Origin of the sequence: Xanthobacter sp. NM-25 (genome assembly GCF_022138605.1) — a bacterium.
GTDB lineage: Bacteria > Pseudomonadota > Alphaproteobacteria > Rhizobiales > Xanthobacteraceae > Xanthobacter.
In genome coordinates this window covers 179250-205237 of the sequence record NZ_JACBFS010000007.1, presented here as the reverse complement: position 1 = coordinate 205237, position 25988 = coordinate 179250, and the positions used below count along the sequence as shown (strand labels likewise).

General features: G+C 67.8%; 28 protein-coding genes. 14 read left to right on the top strand and 14 right to left on the bottom strand.

The genetic code is table 11. The features are described 5' to 3' along the window. Positions 1-212: 212 nt before the first annotated feature. The 6 genes from MEU52_RS18920 (at position 213) to sciP (ending at position 5214) form a co-directional block, all read left to right on the top strand. Positions 213-1160 (top strand): glycine--tRNA ligase subunit alpha, encoded by a 948-nt coding sequence (locus MEU52_RS18920; RefSeq protein WP_238123592.1) that lies wholly within the window; start codon positions 213-215, stop codon positions 1158-1160. Then, positions 1157-1759 carry a cysteine hydrolase family protein gene (locus MEU52_RS18915; protein ID WP_238123524.1) on the top strand — a complete coding sequence of 201 codons (603 nt, stop codon included), beginning with the start codon at positions 1157-1159 and terminating at the stop codon, positions 1757-1759. The genes MEU52_RS18920 and MEU52_RS18915 overlap by 4 nt, the downstream gene beginning before the upstream one ends. 11 nt (positions 1760-1770) lie before the next feature. Then, positions 1771-3852, top strand: coding sequence for a glycine--tRNA ligase subunit beta (gene glyS / locus MEU52_RS18910; RefSeq protein WP_238123523.1), 2082 nt, complete (start codon positions 1771-1773; stop codon positions 3850-3852). A gap of 152 nt (positions 3853-4004) precedes the next feature. Beyond that, entirely contained in the window at positions 4005-4280 is a 276-nt protein-coding gene (locus tag MEU52_RS18905) for a type II toxin-antitoxin system RelB/DinJ family antitoxin (protein ID WP_238123522.1), read from the top strand. Further along, entirely contained in the window at positions 4255-4575 is a 321-nt protein-coding gene (locus MEU52_RS18900) for a type II toxin-antitoxin system YafQ family toxin (protein WP_238123521.1), read from the top strand. The genes MEU52_RS18905 and MEU52_RS18900 overlap by 26 nt, the downstream gene beginning before the upstream one ends. A gap of 363 nt (positions 4576-4938) precedes the next feature. After that, complete coding sequence (sciP, locus tag MEU52_RS18895; RefSeq protein ID WP_012113328.1) at positions 4939-5214, top strand: CtrA inhibitor SciP; 276 nt, start codon at positions 4939-4941, stop codon at positions 5212-5214. Between the two features lie 413 nt (positions 5215-5627). Here the strand turns inward: sciP and MEU52_RS18890 are convergent, their stop codons facing one another. From MEU52_RS18890 to phnG, 7 genes are read right to left on the bottom strand one after another with little or no spacing between them, the layout of a single operon-like run. After that, entirely contained in the window at positions 5628-6779 is a 1152-nt protein-coding gene (locus MEU52_RS18890) for an alpha-D-ribose 1-methylphosphonate 5-triphosphate diphosphatase (RefSeq protein WP_238123520.1), read from the bottom strand. Between the two features lie 28 nt (positions 6780-6807). Continuing rightward, entirely contained in the window at positions 6808-7506 is a 699-nt protein-coding gene (gene phnL, locus MEU52_RS18885) for a phosphonate C-P lyase system protein PhnL (RefSeq protein ID WP_238123519.1), read from the bottom strand. A gap of 11 nt (positions 7507-7517) precedes the next feature. After that, the gene (phnK, locus tag MEU52_RS18880) at positions 7518-8327 is read right to left on the bottom strand and encodes a phosphonate C-P lyase system protein PhnK (RefSeq protein ID WP_238123518.1); all 810 of its coding nucleotides are present in this window, start codon (positions 8325-8327) and stop codon (positions 7518-7520) included. Continuing rightward, on the bottom strand, positions 8324-9229 hold the full coding sequence (locus tag MEU52_RS18875) for an alpha-D-ribose 1-methylphosphonate 5-phosphate C-P-lyase PhnJ (protein WP_238123591.1): 906 nt from the start codon (positions 9227-9229) through the stop codon (positions 8324-8326). Before MEU52_RS18875 ends, phnK begins: the two co-directional genes overlap by 4 nt. Positions 9230-9246: 17 nt before the next feature. Next, the gene (locus MEU52_RS18870) at positions 9247-10389 is read right to left on the bottom strand and encodes a carbon-phosphorus lyase complex subunit PhnI (RefSeq protein WP_238123517.1); all 1143 of its coding nucleotides are present in this window, start codon (positions 10387-10389) and stop codon (positions 9247-9249) included. A gap of 33 nt (positions 10390-10422) precedes the next feature. Next, positions 10423-11022 (bottom strand): phosphonate C-P lyase system protein PhnH, encoded by a 600-nt coding sequence (gene phnH / locus MEU52_RS18865; RefSeq protein ID WP_238123516.1) that lies wholly within the window; start codon positions 11020-11022, stop codon positions 10423-10425. Continuing rightward, positions 11022-11546 (bottom strand): phosphonate C-P lyase system protein PhnG, encoded by a 525-nt coding sequence (gene phnG, locus MEU52_RS18860; protein ID WP_273546387.1) that lies wholly within the window; start codon positions 11544-11546, stop codon positions 11022-11024. The genes phnH and phnG overlap by 1 nt, the downstream gene beginning before the upstream one ends. A 132-nt stretch (positions 11547-11678) precedes the next feature. Between phnG and phnF the strand changes: the two genes are divergently transcribed. Continuing rightward, positions 11679-12500, top strand: a complete 822-nt coding sequence (gene phnF, locus MEU52_RS18855; RefSeq protein ID WP_273546386.1) for a phosphonate metabolism transcriptional regulator PhnF — start codon at positions 11679-11681, stop codon at positions 12498-12500. A 6-nt stretch (positions 12501-12506) separates the two neighbouring features. On the opposite strand, the gene phnE (MEU52_RS18850) is transcribed toward phnF, so the two are convergent. The 5 genes from phnE (MEU52_RS18850) to MEU52_RS18830 form a co-directional block, all read right to left on the bottom strand. Then, positions 12507-13370, bottom strand: coding sequence for a phosphonate ABC transporter, permease protein PhnE (phnE, locus tag MEU52_RS18850; RefSeq protein ID WP_443267665.1), 864 nt, complete (start codon positions 13368-13370; stop codon positions 12507-12509). Then, entirely contained in the window at positions 13367-14251 is an 885-nt protein-coding gene (phnE, locus tag MEU52_RS18845; RefSeq protein ID WP_238123514.1) for a phosphonate ABC transporter, permease protein PhnE, read from the bottom strand. The genes phnE (MEU52_RS18850) and phnE (MEU52_RS18845) overlap by 4 nt, the downstream gene beginning before the upstream one ends. Before the next feature lie 77 nt (positions 14252-14328). After that, a complete protein-coding gene (gene phnD, locus MEU52_RS18840; protein ID WP_238123513.1) occupies positions 14329-15237 on the bottom strand; it encodes a phosphonate ABC transporter substrate-binding protein in 909 nt (302 codons plus the stop codon). A 200-nt stretch (positions 15238-15437) separates the two neighbouring features. After that, on the bottom strand, positions 15438-16250 hold the full coding sequence (gene phnC, locus MEU52_RS18835) for a phosphonate ABC transporter ATP-binding protein (protein ID WP_238123512.1): 813 nt from the start codon (positions 16248-16250) through the stop codon (positions 15438-15440). Between the two features lie 498 nt (positions 16251-16748). Then, complete coding sequence (locus tag MEU52_RS18830; RefSeq protein WP_238123511.1) at positions 16749-17729, bottom strand: polysaccharide deacetylase family protein; 981 nt, start codon at positions 17727-17729, stop codon at positions 16749-16751. Positions 17730-17911: 182 nt separating this feature from the next. Here MEU52_RS18830 and MEU52_RS18825 point away from each other — a divergent pair, with 182 nt between their 5' ends. The 5 genes from MEU52_RS18825 to MEU52_RS18805 all read left to right on the top strand — a co-directional run bounded on the left by MEU52_RS18825 (position 17912) and on the right by MEU52_RS18805 (position 22769). After that, positions 17912-18724 carry an SDR family NAD(P)-dependent oxidoreductase gene (locus MEU52_RS18825; protein ID WP_238123510.1) on the top strand — a complete coding sequence of 271 codons (813 nt, stop codon included), beginning with the start codon at positions 17912-17914 and terminating at the stop codon, positions 18722-18724. A gap of 123 nt (positions 18725-18847) precedes the next feature. Beyond that, positions 18848-19696, top strand: a complete 849-nt coding sequence (gene pdxY, locus MEU52_RS18820; protein WP_238123509.1) for a pyridoxal kinase PdxY — start codon at positions 18848-18850, stop codon at positions 19694-19696. 67 nt (positions 19697-19763) lie between these two features. Then, positions 19764-20666, top strand: a complete 903-nt coding sequence (locus MEU52_RS18815) for a PhzF family phenazine biosynthesis protein (RefSeq protein WP_238123508.1) — start codon at positions 19764-19766, stop codon at positions 20664-20666. 262 nt (positions 20667-20928) lie between these two features. Further along, complete coding sequence (locus MEU52_RS18810) at positions 20929-22026, top strand: alkene reductase (protein WP_238123507.1); 1098 nt, start codon at positions 20929-20931, stop codon at positions 22024-22026. Then, positions 22023-22769 (top strand): NUDIX hydrolase, encoded by a 747-nt coding sequence (locus tag MEU52_RS18805; RefSeq protein ID WP_238123506.1) that lies wholly within the window; start codon positions 22023-22025, stop codon positions 22767-22769. The genes MEU52_RS18810 and MEU52_RS18805 overlap by 4 nt, the downstream gene beginning before the upstream one ends. A gap of 22 nt (positions 22770-22791) precedes the next feature. On the opposite strand, the gene MEU52_RS18800 is transcribed toward MEU52_RS18805, so the two are convergent. Beyond that, on the bottom strand, positions 22792-23004 hold the full coding sequence (locus tag MEU52_RS18800; RefSeq protein WP_238123505.1) for a Trm112 family protein: 213 nt from the start codon (positions 23002-23004) through the stop codon (positions 22792-22794). A 115-nt stretch (positions 23005-23119) separates the two neighbouring features. Next, positions 23120-24154: an aspartate-semialdehyde dehydrogenase gene (locus MEU52_RS18795; protein WP_238123504.1), complete on the bottom strand. Its 1035-nt coding sequence runs from the start codon at positions 24152-24154 to the stop codon at positions 23120-23122. A 374-nt stretch (positions 24155-24528) separates the two neighbouring features. On the opposite strand from MEU52_RS18795, the gene MEU52_RS18790 reads away from it, so the two are divergent. Both MEU52_RS18790 and cysT read left to right on the top strand, forming a co-directional pair. Continuing rightward, positions 24529-24834, top strand: a complete 306-nt coding sequence (locus tag MEU52_RS18790; protein WP_238123503.1) for a hypothetical protein — start codon at positions 24529-24531, stop codon at positions 24832-24834. A 305-nt stretch (positions 24835-25139) separates the two neighbouring features. Then, on the top strand, positions 25140-25988 hold the full coding sequence (gene cysT / locus MEU52_RS18785) for a sulfate ABC transporter permease subunit CysT (RefSeq protein WP_238123502.1): 849 nt from the start codon (positions 25140-25142) through the stop codon (positions 25986-25988).

Here is a 25988-nt window from a genome sequence, read left to right as displayed (position 1 = left end):
GGGCTTTTCTTTGCCCCCTGTCCTTAGCCCGCGTGCGGGGGAAGGCCCCATCGCGCCGCTTCCCTTGCTATCGGCGGGGCGAAAAACTAGTGTCCGGCCCCATGGCGGCGCAGTCTTCGCGCCCGCTTCCTCGGCGCGAGCGGCCGGGCGCGGCCTTGGCCGCCGCCATCGGGGCCCGCGCCGTCGCCGGTTTCCTCGTCGCGAGCCTTGAGATGATCGACCCCGCCCTTCCGCCGCATATGCGGCCCGACCGTTCCTTCCAGGCCCTGCTGCTGACCCTTCAGCGCTTCTGGGCGGACCAGGGCTGCGTCATCCTCCAGCCCTACGACATGGAGGTGGGCGCCGGCACCTTCCATCCCGCCACCACCCTGCGGGCGCTCGGCCCCAAGCACTGGAAGGCGGCCTATGTGCAGCCCTCGCGCCGCCCCAAGGACGGGCGCTATGGCGAGAACCCCAACCGGCTGCAGCATTATTACCAGTTCCAGGTGATCCTGAAGCCCTCGCCGGAAAACCTGCAGGAGCTGTATCTGAAGTCCCTGGAGGCCATGGGCGTCGATCTCAAGCTGCACGACGTGCGCTTTGTGGAGGACGATTGGGAAAGCCCGACCCTGGGCGCCTGGGGGCTCGGCTGGGAGTGCTGGTGCGACGGCATGGAAGTCTCGCAATTCACCTATTTCCAGCAGGTGGCGGGCTTCGAGTGCGCCCCGGTTTCCGGCGAGCTCACCTATGGGCTGGAGCGCCTCGCCATGTATGTGCAGGGGGTCGAGAACGTCTACGACCTCAATTTCAACGGCCGCGAGGGCGCCGAGAAGACCACCTATGGCGACGTGTTCCTGCAGGCCGAGCAGGAATATTCCCGGCACAATTTCGAATATGCCGATACCGACATGCTCTTGGAGCAGTTCCGCATGGCGGAGAGCGCCTGCACCAAATATCTGGCGGCGGGCGCCGATGGCGAGCGGCACCTGATGGCGCTGCCGGCCTATGACCAGTGCATCAAGGCCTCCCACGTGTTCAACCTGCTGGATGCCCGCGGCGTCATCTCGGTGACCGAGCGGCAGAGCTACATTCTGCGGGTGCGCGAGCTGGCCAAGGCCTGCGGCGCCGCCTGGCTGAAGACCGCCGGTGGTGGTGCCGACGTGAGCGGGGCGCGATCATGAGCGGCGCCAAGACCCTGTTTCAGCTTTCCGGCGCGCCGCAGCACAAGCCGGTGCTGGGCCGCGCCGCGGTGGTGATCATCGACGCCCAGCGCGAATATGTGGACGGCATGCTGCCGCTGGAGGGCGTCGGCCCGGCGCTCGCGGCCATCGGCCGGCTGCTGGCGGCGGCCCGGGCGGCGGGCGCGCCGGTGATCCATGTGGCCCACCGCGGCCGCGCCGGCTCCGGCGGTCCGTTCGATCCCGAGCGGACGGGCTTCGCCTTCGCCGCGCCGGCCCTGCCGGAGGCGGGGGAGGCGGTGGTGGAAAAGACCCTGCCCAGCTCCTTTGCCGGCACCGATCTTGAGGAGCGGCTCGCCGCGACCGGCCGGCCCGATCTGATCCTGGCCGGCTTCATGACCCATATGTGCGTGAGCACCACGGCCCGCGACGCGCTGGACTTCGGCTTCACCACCTTCGTGGTGGCCGATGCCGTCGCCACCCGAACGCTGCCGGATCCGCTGGGCGGGCCGGACATCGCCGCCACCGACATTCATCGCACCGCGCTCGCGGAGCTCGCCGATCGCTTCGCCACCGTCGTCACGACGGCCGAGATTGCTTGAAAATCAGCCCCATGCCCGATCTTCTGCTTGAACTCTTCTCCGAGGAAATCCCCGCCCGCATGCAGGCGCAGGCGGCCGACACCCTGCGCAAGCTCGTCACCGACGCGCTGGTGGACCGGGGCCTGATCTACGAAGGCGCGAAAGCCTTCGTGACGCCGCGCCGGCTGGCGCTGGCGGTGCACGGCCTGCCGGGCAAGCAGGCGGATCAGAAGGAGGAGAAGAAGGGCCCCCGCGTCGGCGCCCCCGAGGCGGCCCTGGCCGGCTTCCTCAAGAGCGCGGGCCTCGGCTCCATCGACGAGGCGAAGATCCAGTCGGACCCCAAGAAGGGCGACTTCTATGTGGCGGTCATCGAGAAGGTCGGCCGCACCACGCCGGAGGTGATCGCCGAGATCATCCCGGAGATCGTGCGCAGCTTCCCCTGGCCGAAATCCATGCGCTGGGGCTCGGGCTCCCTGCGCTGGGTGCGGCCGCTGCACACCATTTTGTGCACCTTCGGTTCCGAGGGTGACGAGCCGGACGTGGTGCGCTTCGCGGTGGATGACATCGTTTCCTCCAACGTCACCTGCGGCCATCGCTTCATGGCGCCCGCGCCCTTCACCGTGAAGCGGCTGGACGATTGGATGGCCAAGCTGGAGGCCGCCAAGGTGGTGGCCGACCGCGACCGCCGCAAGGCCATCATCCTCAACGATGCCAAGGATTTGGCGTTGGCCGCCGGGCTCGAGCTGGTGGAGGACGAGGGCCTTCTGGAAGAGGTCTGCGGGCTGGTGGAATGGCCGGTGGTGCTCATGGGGTCGTTCGAGGAGCGCTTCCTCGACATTCCCGATGAGGTGATCCGCGCCACCATCCGCGCCAACCAGAAATGCTTCGTGCTGAAGGACCCCAAGACCGGGCGCCTCGCCAACCGCTTCATCCTGATCTCCAATCTGGTGGCGAGCGACGGCGGCGAGGCCATCGTCGCCGGCAACGGGCGGGTGATCCGGGCGCGGCTGTCGGACGCCAAATTCTTCTGGGATACGGACCGGGCCCACAGCCTGGAGAGCCGGCTGCCGAAGTTCGAGCACATCACCTTCCACGAGAAGCTCGGCACCCAGGCCGCCCGCATCGCCCGCATCGCCAAGCTCGCGGCGGTCATCGCTCCCGAGGTGGGGGCCGATCCGGCGCTGGCGGCCGAGGCGGCGCGGCTCGCCAAGGCGGATCTCGTCACCGAGGTGGTGGGCGAGTTCCCCGAATTGCAGGGCCTCATGGGCCGCTATTATGCGCAGGGCGAGGGCCTCGCCCCGGAGATCGCCGCCGCCTGCGAGGAGCATTACAAGCCTCAGGGCCCGAGCGACCGCGTGCCCAAGGCCCCCGTTTCCGTGGCGGTGGCCCTGGCCGACAAGATCGACACTTTGGTGGGCTTCTGGGCCATCGACGAAAAGCCCACCGGCTCCAAGGACCCCTATGCGCTGCGCCGCGCGGCGCTGGGCGTGATCCGCATGGTGCTGGAGAACGGGCTGCGGCTGCGGCTCTCGACGCTCATCGCCGCTGCCGCCGAGGCGCTGCCGCAGGCGAGCCCCGGCCCCTGGCAGGGCGACCTCCTCTCCTTCTTCGCCGATCGGCTGAAGGTGCATCTGCGCGAGAATGGGGCGCGGGTGGATCTGGCGGATGCGGTGTTCGCTCTGGAGGGGCAGGATGACCTGTTCCTGCTGGTGAGCCGCATGACGGTGCTGGCCCGCTTCCTGGAGACCGAGGATGGCAAGACCCTGCTGGCCGGCTATCGGCGCGCGGTGAACATCCTGCGCATCGAGGAGAAGAAGGACGGCCGCACCTACCAGGGCCCCACTGACGCCACGCTGCTGAAGGAAGAGGCCGAGGAAAAGCTCGCCGCCGCCATGGACGCGGTGAAGGAGCGCATGAAGGCCGCCCTCCTGAAGGAGGATTTCGAGACCGCCATGACCGCCCTCGCGGACCTGAGGGCCCCCGTCGATGCCTTCTTCGAGGCGGTGACGGTGAATGCCGAGGACCCGGCCCTGCGCGAGAACCGGCTGAAGCTCCTGGACGAGATCCGCACCGCCACCCGCGCCATCGCCGATTTCGACCGCATCGCCGGCTGATCTGCCGGCCCTGCTGCCATCTGAACGGCCCGGTCCCCGCGACCGGGCCGTTTCTGCGTCGGCGACCAGGGACATGAGCCGTCGGTGATGTCGCCGCCGTCCTTGTTTGTGTTGCTCAATTGAGCTACATAGGGGCGAGAGGGAGACACGTCATGGCGACGACCGCGTTTGTTCGCGCCCGGGTTGATGAGCAGGTGAAGGCGGAGGCCGAGGCCGTCCTGAGCTATTTCGGGCTGACCCTTTCGGATGCGGTGCGCCTCACCCTGACGCGCGTTGCCCGTGACAAGGCTTTGCCGCTGGAATTGAAGATTCCGAACGCCGAGACACAGGCTGCCATGGCCGAATCCCGCGCCATGCTGGCGGCGCGACAGGCCCGCTTCCACGCGGGGCAGGACCTGATCGATGCCCTCGACAAGAAAGCCCGCTGACAGGAAGCGGGCGAAGCCTCTCAGGGCCTGCGATTTCACCAAGTCGTTCGTGAAGGACTGGGAGCGCCTCTCCCGCTCCGGGCGCTATGACATGGTGCGCCTGAAAGACCTCATGCTGCTGCTGGTCGCCAATGACGGGCCGCTCGAGCCCGAATGGCTGGATCATCCGTTGAAGGGCGCATGGGCCGATCACCGCGAGTGCCACATCGGCGGTGATTTCCTGCTGATCTATCAAGTGGACAGACATCAGATCAATTTTGTTCGCGCGGGAACGCACGCGGACCTCTTTGAGTGATCGGCAGCCCGAAGGGGCCGTTGTGATGGCAGCCCGGTCCCCGCGACCGGGCCGTTTCTGCGTGTGGTGGGGGCCGCCTGCACGCTTGAGGCCTCCTTACGAAGGTACCATGCTTGCGCAGCGTCAGATTTTTTTACCTGGCGAAGCTGTGACATCGGTCGCGGAAAGGCGGCAAAAGCACTTTGTCGAAGCGGGAAAGTCAGAAATAGAAACTATTTCGTCTTTCTCTATATTTCTTCATTTGCACGCGTTCACGAGTCATTAATCGAAGTAAACAACATCTTCTTCTTCCTCTTAGCAATTTTTTCATGGCCTTCGGCGAGGTTAACCCCTGTGTTGAGTTGAGTAACAGGTGGCGTAACAATGACCGATGCCTATCGGCCGAGGGTAAAATACGTAATCGGCCCTGATGGTGGTCCGTTGACCATCGCCGACCTGCCGCCGCCCGACACGCGGCGCTGGGTCATCCGCCGCAAGGCGGAGGTGGTGGCAGCGGTGCGGGGAGGTCTTCTGTCCCTGGAAGAGGCGTGCAAGCGCTATACTCTGACCGTGGACGAATTCCTCTCCTGGCAGGCCTCCATCGACCGCCACGGTCTGCCGGGGCTGCGCACCACGCGCATCCAGCATTACCGGCAGTGATGCGGTCGGCCCGGTTCCACGCCGGGGCGAGAGGGGGGCAGGCGCCGCACGGCGTTCACCAAAGGCCGATGGGCTTTTCGCCTGTCGGCCTTTGATTTTTGGTGAGGTTCGATCGCGATGGAGCGGCGGCCTGGCTCTGACGCTGCCCCCGGTGACGCGCCATCCCGCTCCCTCTCCCGCGTGCGGGGGAGGGGTGGGGAGGGGCGAAACGTTGGAGCTGTCGGCCCGGCCGTGAGGTAAAGCGCAGCGCCGGGAATCGAAAATGTATTGAACATTAAAGGCCGGTGCCATTGGTCGCGTCCCGGCCCCCCCCTTGCCCTCCCCCGCAAGCGGGAGAGGGGATGCGCCCTTCAACAGGCCGTTCTCGCTTGAATGTCGATGGGTGCGAGACGCGCCGCCGAACGGCGGGCTGGTCAGGCGACCCGCCGCCCTTCCCGGTAGACGGCCCGCACCACCGGGATCTCCCCCGCCAGGGCCACCCGCAGCAGATCGGCCCGCTTGCCGGGGGCGATCTCGCCGCGATCGGTGAGGCCCACCACCTCGGCCGGGGTCTTGGTCACCCGCTGCACCGCCTGGGGCAGGGTGAGGTGCGGCACCCTGCGGGCGAGGTCGAAGGCCGACCACAACAGGCTCGCCGGCACGTAATCCGAGGAGAGGATGTCGAGCAGGCCGGCCCGCGCCAGCGCCTCGGCGGAGGCGTTGCCGGTGTGGGAGCCGCCGCGCACCAGATTGGGCGCGCCCATGAGCACCCGGATGCCGGCCTCGTGGGAGAGCCGCGCCGCCTCCTCGGTGGTGGGGAATTCGGCAATGGCGACGCCGTCGCCGATGGCCTCCGCCACGTGCTCGGGGGTGGCATCGTCATGGCTTGCCAAAATGCAGCCGTGGGCGTGGCCCAGGGCCACCAGCCCCGCCCGGTTCTTGCGGGCATAAAGGCTGTGATATTCCATGCGGGTGGCGACGATGACATCCGCCTCGTCGGCGGAGATGCCGCTCTTCTTCATGTAATAGCTGCGGAACTGCTCGACGCTGGCGAACTGGCGCTGGCCCGGGGTGTGATCCATGAGGGAAACGAGGTGGATGGGGGTTTTCGCCATGAGGGCGGCGGCATCCTCCACCACCGTATCGGTGGCCACTTCGCAGCGCAGGTGAATGCGGTGGTCGGCCCTGAGCGCATCGGCGGCGCGGGCGGCCTCCAGAGCCGCGATGAGGGTCGGGGCATCCCCATCCATGCCCACCGCCTTCTTGTCCGGCCAAACCCGCAGGGAATCGAACACGGTGGTGATGCCGGCGGTAGCGATCTGCGCGTCATGGGCGAGCACGGCGGCGAGCGGGTTCCATTTCACCTTGGGCCGCGGCGCCAGATGGCCCTCCACATGGTCGGTGTGCAGCTCGATGAGGCCAGGCAGCACATAATCCCCGCCGCAATCTTCCGCCCTCGCCTCCGCCCCCGCCGGCGCAGCGCCGGTGCCGATCTCGGCGATGCGCCCATCCACCAGGCGCACATGGCCGTGCACCATCTCTTCCGCCAGGATCAGGCGGGCGTTGGTGAGCACGTGTTCGGTCATGGTGTCATCCTTATGCCAGGCGGGTCGCTCAGGCGGAAAAGCGGGTCACGTCCACCACCCGGTCGGCCACCGCCGCCCGGGTCTCGGCATCATGGAAGATGCCGAGCAGGCCGCAGCCCGCCGCCTTCTTTTCGGCGATGAGGTCGATGACCACGGCGCGGTTGGCGGCATCGAGGGAGGCGGTGGGCTCGTCCAGAAGCAGCAGCGGCTGGCGGCCGATGAAGCCGCGTGCCACGTTCACCCGCTGCTGCTCGCCGCCGGAGAAGGTGGCCGGCGGCAGAAGCCACAGCCGTTCCGGCAGGTTGAGGCGGGTGAGCAGAGCGCCGGCCCGGGCGCGGGCAGCCTCCGGCGCCACCCCTTCGGCGAGCAGCGGCTCGGCCACCACGTCGAGGGCGGCGACGCGGGGGATCACCCGCAGGAATTGGCTCACATAGCCGATGCGCTGCTGCCGCAGCCGCAGCATGCGGCGCGGCGCGGCGGTGGCCACGTCCACCTGCTCCGTGCCGTCGGCCACGCGGATATGGCCGGCATCGGTGCGGTAATTGCCGTAGATCATCTTGAGAATGGAGCTCTTGCCGGCCCCCGATGGCCCGCCGAGGGCGACGCATTCCCCCGGCTGGAGGGTGAAGGACACCCCCGCCACCACCGGCAGCCGCAGCCCGTGCTGCAAATGCAGGGTGAAGCTCTTGGCGATGGCCTCGACGCTGAGCAGGGGGGCGGCATCCATCGTGTGGTCCATCATGGCACGAGCACCGAGGAGACGAGGAGCTGGGTATAGGGTTCGCGCGGATCGTCCAGCACCTGGTCGGTGAGGCCCTCCTCGATCACCCGGCCGGATTTCATGACCATGATGCGGTGGGAGAGCAGCCGCGCCACCGCGAGGTCGTGGGTGACGATCACCACCGCCAGCCCGAACTGCGCCACCAGGGAGCGGATGAGGTCCAGAAGCCGCGCCTGCACCGACACATCGAGCCCGCCGGTGGGCTCGTCCATGAAGACGAGCCGCGGCCGGGTGACGAGGTTGCGGGCGATCTGCAACCGCTGGCGCATGCCGCCGGAGAAGCTGCGCGGGTCGTCGTCCACCCGGTCGGCTTCGATCTCCACCCGGCCGAGCCAGTCGATGGCCTGCTGGCGGATGGCGCCATAGTGGCGCCCGCCCACCGCCATCAGCCGCTCGCCCACATTGCCGCCGGCTGAGACCGCCATGCGCAGCCCCTGTTCCGCATGCTGGCGCACGAAGCCCCAGTCGGTGCGCAGCAGCAGGCGCCGCTCCGCCTCCGAGAGGGTGGCGAGATCCCGGGTGACCCCGTCGCGCTGGCGGTAGAGCACCCGGCCGGAGCTGGCGGCGAGCTCGGTGGAGAGGAGGGAGAGCAGGGTCGACTTGCCGGAGCCGGATTCGCCGACGATGGCCAGCACCTCCCCCGGATGGAGGGTGAGATCCACCTCGCGGCAGCCGAGGCGGGCGCCGTAGAAGCGCGTCAGCTTCTCCGCGACGAGCAGCGGTGCCTCGTCGTCGGCCTTCGGCCGAGGCATGGCGGATGAGGTCATGAGCAGCCCTCCTTCGGCCCCTCGTCGGCCCGCGTCGGCGCATCAGGCGCGCTCAGGGTGCCGGTGTGCCCCTCGGCCTGCCGGCCGGCGCAATAATCGGTGTCCGAGCACACGAACATGCGCCCGCCTTGGTCATCGAGGATCACCTCGTCGAGATAGACCCCTTCGGCCCCACACAAGGCGCAGGGCTGGGAAAAGCGCTGGACGGTGAAGGGGTGGTCCGCGAAATCCAAGGGCACCACCGAGGTGTAGGGCGGCACTGCGTAAATGCGCTTTTCGCGGCCGGCGCCAAACACTTGCAGGGCCGGGGAGTGGTCCATTTTGGGGTTGTCGAACTTGGGGATGGGGGAGGGGTCCATCACATAATGGCCGTTCACCGTCGCCGGATAGGCATAGGTGGTGGCGATATGGCCGTGGCGGGCGATGTCCTCATAGAGTTTCACGTGAATCAGCCCGTAGTCCGACAAGGCATGGAGCTTGCGGGTCTCGGTCTCGCGCGGCTCCAGGAACCGCAGCGGCTCCGGGATCGGCACCTGATAAACCAGCACCTGCCCGGGTTTGAGCGGAGTTTCGGGAATGCGGTGGCGGGTCTGGATAACGTTTGCCTCCGCCGTGTGGGAGGTGGTCTTCACCCCCGCCGTGGTCTCGAAAAAGGTGCGGAGCGCGACCGCATTGGTGGTGTCGTCCGAGCCCTGGTCGATCACCTTCAGAACGTCGTCGGCGCCGAGCAGCGCGGCGGTCACCTGCACCCCGCCGGTGCCCCAGCCATAGGGCATGGGCATCTCGCGGCCGGCGAACGGCACCTGATAGCCGGGAATGGCGATGGCCTTCAAAATCGCCCGCCGGATCATCCGTTTAGTCTGCTCGTCGAGATAGGCGAAATTGTAGGAAATGGCCGGCATGGCGGTGGCGGGGTGTGTCATTCCGCGGCCTCCTGAGTGGGAACCGGGGCGCCGGCGGCCTCGTCCGTAGCATGGGCGGCGCGCATGCGGCGCACCAGCTCCAGCTCGGCCTGGAAGTCCACGTAATGGGGCAGCTTCAGATGCTCCACGAAGCCGGTGGCCTGCACATTGTCGCAATGGGAGAGAACGAATTCCTCGTCCTGGGCGGGGGCGGTCTTCTCCTCCCCCAATTCGGCGAAGCGCAGGGCCCGGTCCACCAGCGCCATGGACATGGCCTTGCGTTCCGACTGGCCGAACACGAGTCCATAGCCCCGGGTGAACTGCGGCGGGGTGGTGGCCGAGCCCTTGAACTGATTGATGTTCTGGCACTCGGTGAGGGTGATGTCGCCGAGCGGCACGGCAAAGCCCAGCTCCTCCACCGGCAGGCTCACCTCCACCGTGCCGAAGCGGATCTCCCCCACGAACGGGTGGCTTCTGGCATAGCCGCGCTGGGTGGAATAGCCGAGCGCCAGCAGAAAGCCCTCGTCGCCCCGCGCCAGCGCCTGCAGCCGCGCCGGCCGGCCGGCGGGAAAGCTGAGCGGCGTGCGGGTGATGTCGGTGGGCGCCGTCCCGTCGTCCGCCGGCGCGGGCTCGATCAGGCCTTCATCGCCCAGAAGATCGGTCACCCGGGGCATGGGAGGTGAGGCGACGGCAGCCTCCTCGCCGGTGGGCTCGGAGGCCGAGGCTGCCGGTTTCTTCACGGTGGTCTGCGCGGTGGTGGCGAGGCCCTGGTCGAGCAGGCGGTGGGTGTAGTCGAAGGTGGGGCCCAGCACTTGGCCGCCGGGTAGATCCTTGAAGGTGGCGGAGATGCGCCGGCGGATGGCCATGGCGGTGGTGTCCACCGGCACGCTGGTGCCGAACCGCGGCAAGGTGGTGCGGAAAGCGCGGGCGAGGAAGATCGCCTCGATGAGGTCACCCCGCGCCTGCTTGATGGCGAGGGCGGCGAGGTCGCGATCATAGAGCGAGCCCTCGGCCATCACCCGGTCCACGGCGAGGCCCAGCTGCTCGGCGATCTGGTCGAGGCCGATCTCCGGCACGCCGGGATCGCCCCGCCGGGTGCGGGCCAGCAGGTCATGGGCATTGCGGATGGCGTCCTCACCGCCTTTGACGGCCACATACATGATGTCAGTCTCCGCAGGCTGATGGGGGGAACGTCAGGGGTTCGGCGTCACCGGCCGGGTGGTGCGCGGCAGGGCGGCGACGGTGCCGGGCGCGCACAGCACCAGATCGATGCCGAGCGGGAAAAGGGCAGCATTGGCGGCGAGCCGGGCGGCGAGGTCCGCCGGCAGCGGTTCGGCACCGAAGCGGCGGGTGTCGGGAATGCCGGGGCCGGAGAAGATCAGCGGGCCGGCGGTGAAGCGGTCCACCTGCGCCAGCACCGTGGCCGAGCGGTCCGGGTAGTCCGCCGTGCCCTGGGCGAGGGTGGCGAAGTCCGGCAGCGCCCCGGCGTCGGCACACAGCACGAAACGGGCTTCGGCGGCCACCAGGGTGTGCGGGGCGCCGGTATGAAAGCGCAGGAACGCCGCCACCGGGGCGATGGCGAGGGGCCCATCGAGGAAGAAGGGCGTTTCATAATCGAGCAGCGTCAGGGCCACGGCGGCAAGCTCGGGGGAGAGCGGCGCCGGCGGGGTGAGCGCGCTGGCGAGGGGGCGGGGCAGAGCGGGCTCCGCCATGGCCCACATGAGGGCGACGAAGGTGCGCTGGGACTCATGCACGGGTTCAGCGAAGCCGGCGGCGGGGGCGGCGATGCCCATCAGTCTTCTCCCCGGGTCATGGTGAAGAAGTTCACCCGCGTCGCGTCGGTGTCCTGCTGGGTGCGGGCGGCCTCGGCGGCGAGCCGCCGGCGCAGCGGCCGCAGCGCATCCTCCACCGCGATGCGCAGGGCCGGGTCCTGCCACAGGGCATCGAGCAGCGCGGCGGCCTTGGCTTTTTCCGGCGCGCGGCCGAGCAGATAGGAGACGCCGGTGGCGCCGCCATCCAGATGCACGGCGGCGCGGGTCACGGTGGCCTCGCCGAGATTGAAGGGGGCGCCGTCGCCGCCGGTGCGGCCCTGCACCATCACCAGCCCCACCTCCGGCGGCCGCAGCACATGCACCTTCGGCAGCGGCTGGAAGCGCTCGATGGCGGCCTGCAGTTCGGCGAGGGTGGCGCGGTTGAGGAGGCCCATCACCGCCTGGCGCTGGGCCACCTCTGGAGTCGCGCCATCGGTGGGGGGAAGGGGAAAACCGGGGGCGCCGGCCGGTGTCGCCGCAGCCTCAGGTGGGGTGTCGGGGATCATGGCGGTCTCGATCGCAGGGCGGCACCAGCCGCGGCGGCATCACGGACGCTTCACTAGACCCTATTTATCTAATAGTCTATACAAATGTTCAAAGATTGCCAGAAGGGCATCGGGGAGGGCAGAGTGGCTGGAATGGGACGCAGTGTGCGGGTGGATGGTCACATTCCGATGACGGACGACGAGGACGCGCCCACCGGCGCTGGGACGGGTGGCGTTGAGGACCTGCCGGCCGGCAGCGTGCCGCGCGGTACGGGGGTGACCGTGTGGCGGCAGATCGCCGAGCGGCTGGAAGCGGACATCGTGTCCGGCCGCTGGCGTCCGGGGGAGCGGCTGCCGGTGGAGGCGGATCTGGCGCGGGCCTTCGGCGTCAATCGCCATACGCTGCGCCGTGCCCTCGCCGCTTTGGCGGAAGCCGGCCTGATCGAGGCGACGGCGGGCCGTGGTACCTTCGTGAAGGAGCCGCCGCTACGCTATCCCATCGGCCCGCGCACTCGCTTTTCGGAGATCGTCGCGGCCGGCGGCCGCGAGCCGTTCGGCCGCTTCCTGGAGGCCCGGGTGGAGCCCGCCGATGCCGAAGTGGCGCGAGAGCTGGCGGTGGCGGAAGGCACGCCGGTGCTGCGCATCGAGAGCATCCATGAGGCCGATGGGGTGCCCATCTCCGTGGGCTGCGCCTATTTCGTGGCGGCCCGCTGCCCCGATCTCGATCTCGTTTATGCCGCCACCGGCTCCCTCACCCGGGCCTTGGCTACGCTGGGCATCGAGGACTACCGCCGCCGCGAAACCCGGCTCACCGCTCGCCCGGCCACGGCGCGGGAGATGGAGCAGCTGTGCCTTGCGCCCGGCCGCGCGGTGATGGTGCTGGAGCGGGTGGATGTGGAGCCGAACGGGCGACCGCTGCAATGGGGCCGCTCCGCCTTCGCCGCGGACCGGGTGCAGCTGGTGTTCAAGCCTTAAACGGGCTCACACGCTGGTCGGCGCGCGGCCGATGATGGCGAAGCGCAGGCGGGAGGAGATGAAGTCGATCACCCCCACCATCACCAGCATCATCAGGATCAAGAACGACACCTTCTGCCATTCCAGCACCCGGATCTGCTCGGCGAGGTGCAGGCCGAGGCCGCCGGCGCCGACAATGCCGACGATGGTGGATTGGCGGGCGTTGGATTCGAAATAATAGAGCAACTGGCTCGCCAGCACCGGCAGCACCTGGGGCAGCATGCCGAACCGCACCGCCTCCATGGGCGAGCCACCGCTGGCGGTGACCCCTTCCACCGGCTTCCGGTCCAGGGCCTCCACCGCTTCGGAGAACAGTTTGCCCAATTCGCCGATGCTGGCGGTGGCGATGGCGAGAATGCCGGCGAACGGGCCGAGGCCCACCACGGTCACGTAGATCAGCGCCCAGATCAATTTGTCCACGCCGCGCACGGTGTCGAGCACCCGGCGCACGGCGAAATGGGCGAAGATGTTGGCAATGACGTTCTTGGCGGCGAGAAAGCCAAACGGAAAGGCGATCAGCGCCCCCAGCAACGTGCCCAGAAAGGCGATGGCCAGGGTTTCCCACAGCGCGTGGATGTAGAGCGGCAGCTGGGTGCCGGGATCGGGCGGCATCATCAAGGTGATGAAATGGGCGAGCTGGCCAAGGCCGGTGCCGAGCCGATCGAAATTGAAGCCCAGGTGCCAGAAGCCGAACAGCGCAAGGGCCAGCGCCGCGCCAGCGGTGACGAGGAGGCGCACCCGGGTGGCGGGGTCCGGCGCCATGGCCTGCGGAAAAGCGGTGGCGAGGCGCGCGTGGTCGGCGGCGGCGGGCTGGATGCGGGCGCGGTTCATCGCTGCTCTCCAAAGCCGATGAGGCGGTGCCTGAGCTTCTCGGTGCCGAGGTCGATCAGCATCACCGTCGCGATGATGAGGAGCAGGATGGCGGAGACGTCGGAATAATAGAATTTGCGGATGGCCTCGATGAGGTCCTGGCCGATGCCGCCGGCCCCCACGAACCCCATGATGGAGGCTTCGCGCACGTTGATCTCGAAGCGCAGCAGGCCGTAGGAGGCGAAATTGGAGAGCACTTGCGGCACCACGGCGAAGCGCACCGTCTCGGTCCAGGAGGCGCCGGCGGCGGTGGCGCCCTCCACCGGCTTCATGTCGATATTCTCCACCACCTCGGCGAACAGCTTGCCGAGCGAGCCCATGGTGTGGATGGCCAGCGCCAGCACCCCGGGCATGGGGCCGAGCCCGAACGCTACGACGAACAGCAGCGCGAACACCAGCTCCGGCACCGTGCGGCAGAATTCCAGGAAACGGCGCGCGCTGAGGCGGATGAGCGGATTGCGCACCAGATTGGCGCTGGCGAGAAAGCACAGCGCAAAGGCGCCGATGGCCCCCAAGAGGGTGCCGAGATAGGCGATGAGCAGGGTGTCCACCAGCAGCTTCAGCCAGTGGTCGAGGTTCCAATACCATTCGGCAAGGTCCGCCCCCAGCGTCTGCCAGTGCAGGGTGGGCAGGATTTGCCAGAAATAGCCGGTGAGCCGGTCGGCATGGGCGAAGAAGACCAGGGGTTTGACTTCCCCGACCCAGCTGGCGAGCGCGATGCAGATGAGGATGACGGCCGCCACCAGGAGGCTGGCGCGGCGCCGCTCTCGCACGGCGGCCTCATAGGTCCGCGTCAGCGCGGTGATCTGCGCATCGGGCAGCAGGGTGACCGCATGGGGCACGGTGGACCTTTCCAGAGCGGGCGGCGTGGGGGCAAAGAAAAGGGCGGCCCGCGTGACGGGCCGCCCATCAGATGAGATCAGGACTTCTTCTTGCGCAGCTCGTCCACGAAGGTGATCAGCTCGATGATCGGGGTGTAGGCCTCGTTGTCCACCGGCTGCCAGAGTTGCGACTTGCCCTCATAGATCTTCTCGAAGGCGGCCGGGTCGTTCTTGCCGATGGAGAAGAAGGCGTCGCGGATCTTGGCTTTCAGGTCCGCCGGCATGGTGGTGATGTAAGCGTAAGGCGAGTTCACGATGAGGTCGGACTTGTAGATGATCCGATAGTCGTCGTACTTCGCCATCCCCTTGCGCTCCATGCGCTTGAGGTTCGACTCGCTCTCGTCGTTCCACCAGTTGAAAGCGGCGTCGCAGGTGCCCTGCTGCACGGCGATCACCGCGTTTTCATGCGAGCCGGCATAGACCACCTTGGCGAAGAATTCGTCGGGCTTGAGGCCCATCTTGTTCATGGCGAAGCGCGGCACGTTGTTGCCGGAGGTGGAGTTGGGGTCCACCAGGCACAGGTTCTTGCCCTTGAGGTCCTCGATGGACGTGTAGGGGCTGTCGGCCTTCACATAGAGCACCGAATGATAGCCCTTGGTGCCGTCGCCATTCACCTCGATGGCGAAGGCCTCCACCGGCACGCCGGTCTTGAGCGCGCGGGCGAACGAGGCCGGGCCATAGGAGGCGATGTGGATGTTGCCGGCCCTCTGGCCCTCGATCACCGCTGCATAGTCATTGGCGATGCGCAGCTTCACCGGCACGCCGATTTCCTTGGAGAGATAGTCCATCAGCGGGGCGAAGCGCTCGGTGACGCCGGTGGCGTTCTCCGCCGGGATGATGGCGAAGGTGAGCTCGGGATATTGCGCCTTCCAGTCCTGCGCGCAGGCGGCGCCGGCGGAAAGGGCGAGCGCGGCGCCGGCCGCGATCAGGGTGCGACGGTTCAACATGGCTTGGGCTCCTGTCGGACAAAGCATTGAAAACGCGGAAAAAGGAACGCATGCACGCCCGTCGGCCGCGTCTGGCGCGGCCATGTCGGGCAGGATCCGGCCGTCACACGAAGGCGGGCATCGCGGCCGGTCGAAGCCCATCGGTCGGCATGGCGCGCGGCTTCAGGCCGTGGCGCAGGTTGCGGCGGCGCTCCTGAACGTCAGGCGGGCACGGCCCCGGGTAGCGTGACGCCGAGGCCCTGCGGCGCGCGGGCGGGGGCGAGGTCCATCACCTCGCCGGCTTCCAGCCCATAAAGGTCGCGGGCCACCGCGTCGGTGAGCTGCTCGGGCGCGCCGTCGAACACCACCCGGCCCTGGGCCATGCCCACCAGCCGGTCGCAATAGGTGCGGGCGAGATCGAGGGAGTGCAGATTGCACAGCACCGTGATGCCGAAATGCCGGTTGATGCGCAAAAGCGCATCCATGACGATCCTGGTGTTGCGCGGATCGAGCGAGGCGATGGGCTCGTCGGCGAGGATGAGGCCCGGTTCCTGGGCCAGGGCACGGGCGATGGCCACCCGCTGCTGCTGGCCGCCGGACAGGCTGTCGGCGCGCTGGGCGGCCAGGGATGCGATGTCGAACTGCTCGAGGGCGGAGAGGGCAATGGCCCGGTCGTCCGCGCTCCACATCTTGGTCAGCGCCCGCCAGGTAGGGGCGGTGGCGAGCCGGCCCATGAGCACGTTCGTGAGCACATCGAGCCGGCCCACCAGGTTGAATTGCTGGAAGATCATGGCCGCCTGGGCGCGCCACTGGCGCAGCGCCGCACCCTTGAGGGCGCTCACGTCCCGCCCGTCGAAGCTGATGCGGCCGGCGGAGGGCTCCTGCAGCCGGTTGATCATGCGCAGCAGGGTCGATTTGCCGGCTCCGGATCGGCCGATGACTCCAACGAAGGCGCCGTGGCCGATCTGAAGGGTGACGTCAGAGACTGCCGCCTTGTCGCCGAACTGGCGACTGAGGCCCTCGATCACAAGCATCGGCTCGCTCCGTTGCGTTCCAGTGCGGATAATCCGCGTGCGCAACAGGCGTATGACGGCAGCCGAGATGGCGCGGAAAAGACCCGGGGCGCGTCTTCCGCTCCGGGCGACGAAATATTTCTTCAATGCCGGCGGTGCAGTGCAACGCCAGCGCAAATGAATGAAAAGTCTTTCTTTGTGTCTCAGCGTGCGCTGCAATGCTGTCGCGGGGCTTGCACTGCAGCACAACTTTTATCTTTCCAAAGGCTTAACCTTTGTTAAGGTCGGCTGCGGTATCGATCCAGCGGGGGATCCCAATGCCCATGGAGCTGTTCGCCTTGCTTGAGACATGCGCCGCCTTCGCCTTCATTGGCGCGGTCGTTTTGGGCATGGTTTGACCCCGGCTCGCGGGGGAGCCCCCTGCACTGACCCTAGAACACAACAAAGTTGAGGTCGGATCGATGATCGCGGCGCCGGGGAGAGGGATCTCCTCGGCGTCCGCGTTTATGGGGCGCGGGGTCAGCGTGGGCCGAGGATGCGCTTGCCGCTTCGGGCCGCCTCGTCATAGACGCGGGTGTCACCGGGCTTGAGCGAATAGCAGGTGTCGGCGATCACCGGGCGGCCGGCGGCCAGCAGTTCGGAGACGGTGACAAAGCGGTAGCCCTTGGCCCGCAGCGCCGGGATCAGCAGGCGCAACGCCTCCGCCGTGTGCTTGCCGCGGCCATTGGCATGCATCAGCACGATAGAGCCGGGCCTGATCTGCCGGCCCATGGCCTCGGCCATGACCTTGGCGCCGAGAAAGGCGGGATCGCCGGAATCCACGTCCCACTGGATGGCGAGGTGGCCTGTGTCATTCACATAATTGAGGGATTCGGCGCTGCACGAGCCATAGGGAAAGCGGAACAGGTCTGGCCGCTGGGGCACGTTGGCGAGGGGGCAGGCACGGGCGGCGGCGTCTCTGCGGCGCAAGGAGAAGGCGATGTCGGCGTCATCCACCTGCCGCCGCATGGCTTCGCCCGTCCGCACGGTGAGATTGGCGTGGGACCAGGTGTGGTTGCCCATCTCGAAGGCGGGGTCGGCGATCAGCTGGGCGGCGCGTTCCGGGTGGCTCATCAGCCATTTGCCGCCGCCGAAGAAAGTGGCCGGGATGTCCTGGGCGCGCAGATAGTCGACCAGCGCCCCGTCATAGCCGGACGTTTCTGCGGAGGCTTCGCACAAATCGAAGGTAAGGGCGACGAGCTTCTGGCCGGCGGGCAGGTCCACCCGGCGGATGGAGCCGCGCAAAGCGGCGGGCACTGGCTTGGCGGGGGCCAGCGTCAGCTCCGGCAAGGTGACGGGCTCGGACTTCGGGTGGGGCTGGACGATTTCTTCGCCGGCGCGGGCAGCCAGGCTCTGCGGGGGGAAGCAGGCGGGCCCGGCGGCGTGGCTGGGGGCGGCGGCGAGCAGCGGGAGCGCGCCCAGCAGGGCGGCGACACGGAAGGCAAAGGAAGGATGGTGCACGGTCGGTCTCGGCAAGGCAGCGACGCGGCCGGCCCCAAGGTCCGGGGGCGCGGCGTCGCGTCGCTACCCATAGGCGCCTCGCGGCCCCGGTGCCAGGGCTGCGTTGGTCGCAGCGGCGGGGCGCGGGCCGGCGATCATTTGGGCTAGACTGCGACATCGTTCACGGCACCGGAGAGGTGGGGATGTCCGCTCAGCTTGGCCTTCGATCGGCGGAAGGTACGGCCGCCGCGCCGCTCGCGGTGGTCACCGGGGCGTCGAGTGGCATCGGTCTGGCGCTCGCCGTGGAGCTTGCCCAGGCCGGCTTCGATCTCATGCTGGTGGGGCGCGATGGGGAGCGGCTGGCGGCGGCGGAACGGAAGATTGCGGCGCTCGGCCACGCCGTCACGGTGCGGCAGGTGGACCTTGCCGCGCCGGCCGCCCTCGAGGGACTGGCGCAGGAGCTGGCGGCGCGGGTGCCCGACATTCTGGTGAACAATGCGGGCTTTGGCGCCTATGGCCGCTTTGCCGAAATCGACCCGGCGCTGTCATTGTCCATGATCACCACCAATGTGGGGGCGCTGACACGCCTCACGGCGGCGGTGCTGCCGGGCATGCGGGCGCGCGGCTCGGGCCGCATCCTCAATGTGGCGTCCACCGGCGCCTTCGCGCCGCTGCCCTTCTCCGCCGTTTACGGTGCCACCAAGGCCTATGTGCTGAGCTTCTCGGAGGCGGTCGCCGAAGAGCTGAAGGGCTCCGGCGTCACCGTCACGGCCCTGTGTCCGGGGCCGACGTCCACCCGCTTCTTCGCCCGGGCCGGCTGGGATGGCACGCGGCTGTTCAAGGGACCCATGACCAGCGCGCAGATGGTGGCCGAGCGCGGCCTCAAGGCGCTCATGGCCGGGCGGCGGGTGGAGGTGGTGGGGCTGCTCAACAAGGTGCTGATCCTCACGGCGCGGCTCGCACCGCGCCGGCTGGTGAGCGAGGCCACCCGTTTCATGCTGGCGTCGCGCGGCTGACCCATCACCGTTGCGTGCGGCATTGATGAGCAATTTCCATTTGTGCCGCGCCGATGCGGGGAGTAACCGGCGAACCGCGTCTAATGTCCTGTCCCCTGCTTCGGCTCGACCCGGAAACGCCCGATGAATCTCCTGTCGATCCAGTCCCATGTCGCCTATGGGCACGTGGGCAATGCCTCCGCCGTCTTCCCGCTGCAGCGCCTGGGGGTGGAGGTGTGGCCGATCCACACTGTCCAGTTCTCCAACCACACCGGCTATGGCGCCTGGCGCGGCCAGGTGTTCGATGCCTCGGTCATCGCCGATCTGGTTGAGGGTATCGCCGAGCGCGGGGTGCTGCCGCGCTGTGATGGCGTTCTGTCCGGCTACATGGGCTCGGCGGAGATCGGCGCCGGCATTCTCGGTGCCGTGGAGCGGGTGCGCGCGGCCAATCCCAATGCGGATTATTGCTGCGACCCGGTGATCGGCGACGTGGGGCGCGGCGTGTTCGTGCTGCCGGGCATTCCCGAATTCATGCGCGACCAGGCGGTGCCGGCGGCTGACGTGATCACACCCAACCAGTTCGAGCTGGAGCTGCTCTCCGGCCGTCAGGTGGTGGATCTGGAGGATGCGCTGGCGGCCTGCGCGGTGCTGCAGAAGCGCGGGCCGAAGGCGGTGCTGGTGACCAGCCTGCACACCCGGGAAACGCCGAAGGAATCCATCGATCTCCTCGCCTGCGGGCCGGATGGCCGCTTCCTGGTGCGCACGCCGCGGCTGGACGTGTCCCTGAACGGGGCGGGCGACGCCATCGCGGCCCTGTTCTTCTTCCACGTGAAGCGCACGGGCTCCACCGCCGAGGCGCTGTCGGCCGCCGCCTCCTCCATCTTCTGCCTCCTGGAGCGGACCGAAAAAGCACACTCCCGGGAATTGCTGCTGGTCGAGGCCCAGGAGGAGTTCGTGAGCCCCTCCAAGGTCTTCACGCCCATGGCGGTTTAAGGCAACTTTGTGGCGCCGGCCTTCGGGGCCGGTGCGTTCTGTTCGCCATCCTGTCCGGAAAGCCGCCATGCCGCGCCGTTATGTGACGCTCGACGTGTTCACCACCCGCCCGTTCGGCGGCAATCCTCTGGCCGTGGTGACCGACGCCTCGGGGCTCGACGACGCGGCCATGCAGCAGATCACCCGCGAGTTCAATCTCTCCGAGACGGTGTTCATCCTGCCGCCGAAGGATCCGGCGCACCGCGCCCGCATCCGCATCTTCACGGTCGCCCATGAGATGCCGTTCGCCGGCCACCCCACGGTGGGCACGGCGGTCCTGCTGGCGCTGGAGGACAAGATCGACAAGGGGGTGATGAAGCTGGACGAGCCCATCGGCGCCGTCAGCTGCACCGTGGCCACCGATGGCGCAGGCAGCCGCAAGGGATCGGCGGTCTTCACCGTGCCGCGCCGCGCCGCGCTGGAGACGGTGGATGTCTCCCGCCAGGCCTGTGCCGAGGCGCTGAACCTTGATCCGGAAGATATCGGCTTTGACGCCCACCGGCCGGTGGTGGCCTCCGCGGGCGTGCCCTTCCTGTTCATTCCGCTGGCCAATCTCACGGCCCTCGCCCGGGCACGGCCTGACGAGGCGGCCTCCATCGCCACCCTCGGGGCCTTTGGCGAGGCGGTCTATCTCTACACTTTGGATGAGGACGGCGACGCCGATTTCCGCGCCCGCATGTTCTCTCCCGGCCTCGGCCTCGTCGAGGACCCGGCGACCGGCGCGGCGGCAGCGGCATTCCCCAAGGTGCTGCTGGATGCGGAAAACCGGGTGGATGGCCACCATAAGGTGCGCATCGACCAGGGCTTCGAGATGGGCCGGCCGAGCCGCATCGACATCGGCTTCTCTGTGAAGGATGGGGCACTGGTGGATGGCACCACCACCATCGGCGGCGGTGCGGTGGTGGTGGCCGAGGGGGTGCTGCACATCTGACCGTGTGCCGCGCGCCCATGCGGCGGATTCACGTGAAACAGGGCATGGCCGTTGACGCCGCATTTCACAAGGGAAATGGCGTATTCCCTTGCGATAGCTCTGGAAAATGCATGCCGCGGCGTGAATTTTCTTATGATCACGCCGCTTTCCGGGGGTTTTGGCGCAGGCTTTCCCGGCGCGCCCCTTGGCGATCGGCCGGTCGCACCTATGTTCGCTCAATCGCATCCATCCGGCCGTCTGCGGCCTGGCAAAGGGATTGTCTATGAGCGCAAGCACGCCCTCCTTGTTCGACAGCTATCGCCTGGGCGAGATGATGCTTCCCAACCGCATTGTCATGGCGCCCCTCACCCGCAACCGCGCCGCGCCGGGCTTCGTGCCGAGCGATCTGGCGCCGGACTATTACGCCCAGCGCGCCAGCGCCGGCCTGCTCATTACCGAGGCGTCGCAGATCAGCCAGCAGGGCCAGGGCTATCAGGACACCCCCGGGATCTATACCGACGCTCAGGTGGCCGGCTGGCGCAAGGTGACCGACGCGGTGCACGCCAAGGGCGGGCGCATCGTCATCCAGCTGTGGCACGTGGGCCGGGTCTCCCACACGGCGCTGCAGCCGGGCGGGGCGGCGCCGGTGGCGCCATCGGCGCTGCAGGCCGCCACCAAGACCTTTGTGAACAACACCTTCACCGACACCTCTATGCCGCGGGCGCTGGAGATTGGCGAGATCGCCGGCATCGTTGCCGATTATCGCCGGGCGGCGGCCAATGCCATCACAGCCGGCTTCGACGGGGTGGAGGTGCATGCCGCCAATGGCTACCTCATCGACCAGTTCCTGAAGGATGGCGCCAACCAGCGCACCGATGCCTATGGCGGCTCCATCGCCAACCGTAGCCGCTTCCTGCTGGAGGTGATGGATGCGGTGATCGCCGAGATCGGCGCCGCTCGCACCGGCGTGCGCCTGTCGCCGGTGAGCCCGGCCAACGGCATCTCCGACAGCGACCCGCAGGCGCTGTTCAATGTGGTGATCGAAGAGCTGGACAAGCGCCACCCGCTCTATGTGCATGTGGTGGAAGGCGCCACCGGCGGCCCGCGGGATGTGGCGCCGGACTTCTCCTTCGAGGCGCTGCGCCAGCGTTTCGCCGGCCCCTGGATGGTGAACAACGGCTACGACCTTGATCTCGCCACCCGGGTGGTGGCGGAAGGCAAGGCTGATCTGGTGGCGTTCGGCCGCCCCTTCATCTCCAATCCCGATCTGGTGGAGCGGCTGCGCCGCAACGCGCCCCTGAACGAGCTCGACCGCGACACCCTCTATGGCGGCGGCGCCAAGGGCTATACCGATTATCCTGCCCTGGACCCGGTGGCGTGAGCGCCGATCCGCTATGGGGAAATGAGACCGACGGCCGGCGCGTGGTGCCGGTCCGAGGTCTCGACCTCGTTCTGGAGCCCGGCGGCTGGCCCGAGGCGGAGGCATTCCGCAGCGAGATCGACGCCCATTTCGCCCAACGGCGCGCCGTCAATCCGCACCTGTGGAACGGGGCCGTTCTGCTATTGCGCGATTATGAGATGGATGACGGTCACCTGCGGGGCCGATTCCGCCAGACCGATTTCGCCACCTTCCTGTGGTGGCGCGATCGTGGCTGGCCGCAGGACATGCAGGCGCTCAACGCTTTTTCCCTCGCCGCCATCGAGGGGGCGGACGGCGCCTTCCTGATGGGGGTGATGGGTCCCCACACCGCATCCGCCGGCTGCGTCTATTTCCCGGGCGGCACGCCGGACCTCTCCAATGTCACGCCCGCAGGGCAGGTGGATCTGGAGGCGTCGGCCTGGCAGGAACTGCGGGAGGAAACCGGGCTGGGCGCCGCAGATGTGGCGCAGGACCTTGGCTTTGTCGCCGTGTTCGACGGCCCGCGCCTCGCCCTCATGCGACGTCTGGTGCTGCGCCGCCCGGCCGCCGCCGCGGCGGCACAGGTGCGCGACTTCTTGGCCCGCGAGGCGCTGCCGGAACTCACCGACATGATGCTGGTGCGCGGCCCGGGGGATTTTACGCCGCAGATGGCGCCCTTTGCCCTCGCCTATATGCAGGCGCGCTGGGCTGCTGACCGATCCTAACGTCCGGCTTGCCGGCAGCGGCTTATTTCTTGAGCTCGGCCTCGTCCAGCGGGCGGGCGTCGTCGGCGAGCATGATCGGGATGCCGTCGCGGATGGGATAGGCGAGGCGGGCGGCGCGGGAGATGAGTTCCTGGCGCGCGCGATCATATTCCAGCGGCCCCTTGGTGAGGGGGCACACGAGGATCTCCAGGAGCTTGGGATCCACATCCTGGCCGGAGCGCTGGGATTGAGACATGGTCTTCACCTGATCCATCGAGCCGTCGGCCTGCTGCCGACCAGAGGCGGCCCGAGCATAGGGCATCGGGCCGCAAGCGAAAACGGCCCTCCGGGGAGGGCCGTTCGCGATGCGGTCACGCCGCCGCGCGGCGGGGCGAGATGAGCTTGCGGTTCACCAGCACCTCGGCGATCTGAACCGCGTTCAGGGCCGCACCCTTGCGCAGGTTGTCGGAGACGCACCAGAAGTTGATGGCGTTCTCCACCGTCGGATCGTCGCGCAGGCGCGAGATATAGGTGGCGTCCTCGCCGGCCGCCTCGTGGGGGGTGGCATAGCCACCGGGCTCACGGGTATCGACCACCAGGATGCCCGGGGCCTCGCGCAGGATCTTGCGCGCGTCCTCGGCGGACAGCTCCTTCTCGAACTCCACGTTCACCGATTCCGAATGGGAGATGAAGACCGGCACGCGGACACAGGTGGCCGTGAGCTTGATCTTGGGGTCGAGGATCTTCTTGGTCTCGACCACCATCTTCCACTCTTCCTTGGTGGACCCGTCGTCCATGAAGACGTCGATCTGCGGAATGAGGTTGAAGGCGATGCGCTTGGGGAACTTCTTCGGCTCCACCGGATCGGAGACGAAGATGGCCCGGGTCTGGCTGAACAATTCGTCCATGGCGTCCTTGCCGGCGCCGGAGACGGATTGATAGGTGGACACCACCACCCGCTTGATGGTTGCCGCGTCATGCAGCGGCTTCAGCGCCACCACCAGCTGCGCCGTGGAGCAGTTGGGATTGGCGATGATGTTCTTCTTCTTGAAGTCGACGATGGCGTCGGCATTCACCTCGGGCACGATCAGCGGCACGTCGGGGTCGGTGCGCCACTGGGAGGAATTGTCGATGACGACGCATCCCTGGGCACCGATCTTGGGCGCCCATTCCTTCGCCACGGAGCCGCCGGCCGACATCAGGCAGATGTCGGTGTCGGAGAAGTCGTAGGTATCGAGGGCCTTCACCTTCAGGGTTTTGTCGCCGTAAGAAACCTCGGTGCCCTGCGAGCGGCGCGATGCGAGTGCAACCACCTCGTCCGCGGGGAAGCCCCGCTCTTCGAGGATCGAGAGAATCTCTCGGCCCACGTTGCCCGTGGCGCCGACGACGGCGACCTTGTAACCCATGATCTTCCTCGGGATTGCCGGCCTTGGGGCCGGTGAACGCGCCTTGTAAGACGAACGTGCGCGCGTTGCAAATCTACCGAATCAATTAGGAGCGCTGGAGCGCGCTGCAAGGGGGCGATGCGCCGGGCGCTGCGCCGGGCGATGCGCGGGTGCCGTCAGCGCGGGGCTGGGCGGGGCTGCGCAAAGGCCGGCGGTCGCGGCGTTTTCCGGCACCGCTACTGCGCTTTGTGGCGCGATGGCGGTGTTGCCGTGACGCCACGAGGGCGATTTCTCCCACGGGGAACCCTGGCCGCGCACCGACGTTTCCTTGCGCCAGCCGGACAAGTGCCGTAATTCATGGCGAGACGGCAGATGAGCCGTTTGAGGAGGGTTCCATGCGTATCGCGCCGCTTCACACCCTTGCCGCCGCGCTGATGGTCGCGCTCGCGGGTTCGGTCGCGGTCGCCAGCAGCGCCGAGGCGCAGACGCAGCAGACCCAGAAGCGCACCAAGCTGACCATCACCCAGCGCTCGTATCTCGATCCGGGCACCATGGTGAAGCCGGGTTCGCAGCCCTATCTCGATTACGCGCTGCCGCTGAACTACAATTTCCCGAACTACAGCGGCTCGGCCGTCGGCCCGGGCCCCATCACCGGCATCCGCTGGCCGCTGCCCGGTCCGTTCGATCTGCCGGGATACTGAGTTCAGGCGTACCGCTCCGCGTGTCGCAGGGTCGCTCCAGCCAGAGCGGCCCTTTGTTTTGTGCATTTTATACAATTAAAAATTGTTGAATATTTTCTTCACAGAAAAAGAATGACAAATAGCGTGTGCCGCGCCATAACCCCATGGGGTGGCGCGGATCTCCTTGGTCCTCCGGTGCGTCGGTGGCCGCTTTGGCTGGCTGCTCCTCTTGCTTCCTGCTCCTGTCACGCCTGCGGGCTTTCACGAGGAGCGTTTCCCCGAGGGGGCCTTCGCGAGGGGCCCCGGCCGGAGATGTTCGAGCGCACATGTTCCACCGCCTTGCTTCCCGCCCGCGGCGCACGGTCATTCCCGGCCTGCGCCTCTCCCTGGGGCTGACCCTCACCTATCTGGCGCTCATCGTGCTGCTGCCCATCGCGGCGCTGCTGCTGAAGGCGGCGGACGTGGGGTTTGCGCGCTATGTGGCGATCATGACCTCGCCGCGGACCCTCGCCTCGTTCGAAGTCACCATCGCGACGGCGGCGGCGGCCACGCTGTTCAATTGTGTCTATGGCTTGGCGCTCGCCTGGGTGCTGGTGCGCTATGAGTTTCCCGGCAAGCGGCTGCTGGATGCGCTGGTGGATGTGCCCTTCGCCTTGCCCACGGCGGTGGCGGGTCTCGCCCTCACCACGCTGTTCGCCCGCAATGGCTGGTATGGCGCGCCGCTCTCGCTCTGGGGCATCCAGGTGGCCTATGCGCCCGCGGGCATCGCCTGCGCCATGGCATTCACGTCCATCCCGTTCGTGGTGCGCACGGTGCAGCCGGTGCTGGAGGATCTGGAGCCGGAGCTGGAGGAGGCCGCTGCCACCCTTGGCGCCTCCGATGGGCGGATCCTGCGCACGGTGATCCTGCCGGCGCTGTTTCCGGCGTTTCTCGCCGGCGCGTCACTGGCCTTTGCCCGCTCGCTCGGGGAGTTCGGGGCGGTGGTGTTCATCGCCGGCAACCAGCCGTTTCGCACCGAGATCGTCGCGCTGCTCACCTATATCCGGCTCGAGGAATATGACTATCCGGCAGCGGCGGCCATCGCGGCGACCCTTCTGGGGTTGGCCTTCCTGATGTTGCTCTTGGTCAATCTGATCCAGGCCTGGCACCAGCGCCACAGCATCGGGGAGGCCTGA